Source organism: Jiangella rhizosphaerae (genome assembly GCF_003579925.1).
In the GTDB taxonomy this organism is placed as follows: Bacteria; Actinomycetota; Actinomycetes; order Jiangellales; family Jiangellaceae; genus Jiangella; species Jiangella rhizosphaerae.
On record NZ_QUAL01000283.1, the window covers coordinates 1 to 2,802 of the forward strand.

The 2,802-nt window shown below is 72.9% G+C and carries 2 protein-coding genes and 1 pseudogene; 1 reads left to right on the plus strand and 2 read right to left on the minus strand.

Translation table 11 applies throughout. The annotated features are described in order from the left end of the window. Nucleotides 1-389: 389 nt before the first annotated feature. A complete protein-coding gene (gene ligD / locus DY240_RS23315; RefSeq protein ID WP_119662145.1) occupies nucleotides 390-1,331 on the minus strand; it encodes a non-homologous end-joining DNA ligase in 942 nt (313 codons plus the stop codon). Between the two features lie 38 nt (nucleotides 1,332-1,369). Here ligD and DY240_RS23320 point away from each other — a divergent pair, with 38 nt between their 5' ends. Then, the gene (locus tag DY240_RS23320; RefSeq protein ID WP_147375472.1) at nucleotides 1,370-2,230 is read left to right on the plus strand and encodes a phosphotransferase family protein; all 861 of its coding nucleotides are present in this window, start codon (nucleotides 1,370-1,372) and stop codon (nucleotides 2,228-2,230) included. 164 nt (nucleotides 2,231-2,394) lie between these two features. Here DY240_RS23320 and DY240_RS32380 read toward each other — a convergent pair. Then, nucleotides 2,395-2,802, minus strand: a pseudogene (locus tag DY240_RS32380) (hypothetical protein); the annotation flags it as partial.

The window sequence follows — 2,802 nt, forward strand, 5'->3', positions numbered from 1 at the left end:
GAGGTCGCACAGCAGCGCGGCGGTCTCGTGGCTGAACGCGACCTCACCGGGGAGGACCAGTCGCGCCGCCTGACACGTCGTGACCATGGAGTCCGGCAGCGCCGAGGGGATCCGCACGCCGTGGAACGGCCGACGGAACCGCGGCCCGTCCAGAACGTCGACGGGCACGCCCGCGAGGGTGGCGTCGCGGACGCGGAACGGCCGCGACCGGAATGGTTCAGGGATGACGGGTCGGCGTGGCACCGCCCGATCATGGCTCGAACCGGATGATCGTGCGGAAAGTTATCCACAGCCCGCCCCGGGCTCATGTTGATCATGGAGAAATCGGGCTTCCGAGGGCGTCGGAACCCCGATTCGCCCATGATCAACGGGGGTCGTGCACGTGGGGGTCAGGCCTCGTCGAGGTCGGGGAGGGGGTAGGCCTCGTCGAGCATCGGCTCGAGGAGGTCGCCGTCCTCCTCGATGCGGGCCAGCACGTCGTCGATGTCGAACTGCAATGGGAGCCGCTTCTTCGCCGTCGACCGGGCGCCCTGCTCGACCTCGTCCCAGGTGACCGGCGTCGACACCGTCGGGCGGGCGCGGCCGCGGACGGAGTAGGGCGCGACGGTCGTCTTGGCGGCGTTGTTCTGCGACCAGTCGATGAAGACCTTGCCGGGGCGCGCCGCCCGTTCCATCCGCGAGATGATCAGCTTCGGGTGCTCCCGCTCCAGGCGCTGCGCCAGCGCGCGGGCGTACCCGCTCACCTCGTCGTCGGTCGCCGAGCCGTCGAGCGGCACGTACATCTGCATCCCCTTCGACCCGCTGGTCTTGGGGTACGACGGCAGGCCGGCGTCGTCGAACAGCTCGCCCAGCAGCAGCGCGACCTGGCAGCACTCGATGACGTTGGCCGGCTCGCCGGGGTCGAGGTCGACGACCAGCCGGTCGGGGTTGGTGGCCGCGCCGTCGGCGTCGACGGTCCACTGCGGCACGTGCAGCTCGAGCACGGCGAGGTTGGCCAGCCACACGATCGTCGGGAGGTCGTCGGCCATGACGTAGACGACGGTCTCGCGGTCCTTCGCCGAGCCGGGCGAGGGCAGCTCGGCGGTGCGCACCCAGTCGGGCGTGCCACGTGGGGCGTTCTTCTCGAAGAAGTTCGCCTCGTCGACGCCGTTGGGCCAGCGCTTGCGGGTGACCGGGCGATCGCGCAGGTGGGGGAGCAGCGTGGCCGCCACATGGGTGTAGTACTGGATGATCTCGCCCTTGGTCGTGCCGGTCTCGGGGTAGAGCACCTTCTCGAGGTTGCTCAGACCCAGGGTGCGGCCCTCGACGTCGACGTTGACCTTGCTCGGCATGTCTTGCAGTCTTGCCGACGCACGGTACGTTCGCCAGCATGCACGACGACATCCGCGCGGCGCTCGCCCGCCACCTGCCCGGACACGCCGACGCGCCGGTCGTCCCGCTGGGCGCCGGTCTGGACAACGTCGCCTACGAGGTCGGTGGCGACCTGGTGCTGCGCCGGTCGCGTGACGAGGACCCCGGCGAGCGGCTCGCCGCGGCCCGGCGTGAGGCGGCGCTGCTGACGGCGGTCGCGGCGGTGTCCAGCCTGCCGGTGCCGGAGCCGGTGTTCGTCGACGAGCCGACCGCGCTCATCGCCTACCGCAAGCTGCCCGGCGCGCCGCTGCACCTGAACCCCGTCGCCGATCCGGCCGCGCTGGCCGCTGACCTGGCGGAGTTCCTGTCCGGCCTGCACACGGCGCTCGACGACGGCGACAGCCCGCTGTCCGCGCTGGCCGAGGTCGACGACACCCCGGGTGAGGAGTGGCTGACGGACGCGAAGGCGTCGTACGAGACCGCGGCCGCGGTCATCGCGCCGGCCGATCGCGGCCGGGTCGAGGCGTTCCTCGCCGCGCCGCCGCCCGGACCGCCGCGGCGGCTCACGTTCTGCCACAACGACCTCGGGGCCGAGCACCTGCTGGTCGACGGTGCGTCGATCACGGGCGTCATCGACTGGACCGACGCGGCGATCGCCGATCCCGCCGTCGACCTCAGTCGCCTGTACCGCGACCTCGGCCCGGACGTCGTCGAGCGGGTCGTCGCCAGGTACGGGGGCGACGCCGACGCCGTCGGGCCCGAGCGGGTCGCGTTCTACGCGCGGTGCGCGCTCCTGGAGGACATCGCGTACGGCGTCGAGTCGGGCGCCGAGGAGTACGCGCGGCTGGGGCTGGCCCACCTGGACCGGACGTTCGGCTGACGCGCTCGCTTGTCGGCGCCCGCCCGTAGGGTTGGGTGACCCACCCGACCGGGCGGGGTCTGCGCCGGACGCGGACCGGCGAGCTCACCCGCATCGCTGCGCTCGATCACGCGATGCTGGCCTGGCTCCACGCCCGCCACGGCCTCGCGCGTCGGAGGAGCCCCTCAGGGGGCCGGTGTCTCCTCGGGCGTCGGGGTGGGCGTCGCGGTGGGCGTCGGGGTTGGCATCGGCAGATAGGGGTACGGCGACGGACTGGCCTGGCCGCCGCCGAGCAGGCAGAGCGCCAGCTCCAGCGGCGAGAGGTCGATCTCGAGGCAGATGCCGTCGTTCTCGTCCTCGTCGTCGGACGGCTCCTCGTCGCCGGTGGCCGGCTGCTCGGTCGGCTTGTCGGCGGTCGGCGCGTCGGTGGGCGTGGGGTCGTCCTCGTCGTCGTTGTCGATCGGCGTGCCGGACGGCCGGTCGGTGGGGATGTCGAAGCCGGGCACCTCGGTGGCGTCGCCGCCGGGCTCGTCGGACGGGTCGTCCTCGCCGGACGGGGTGTCGTCGGGGCGGGCGGTCTCGGTGTCGCCGGG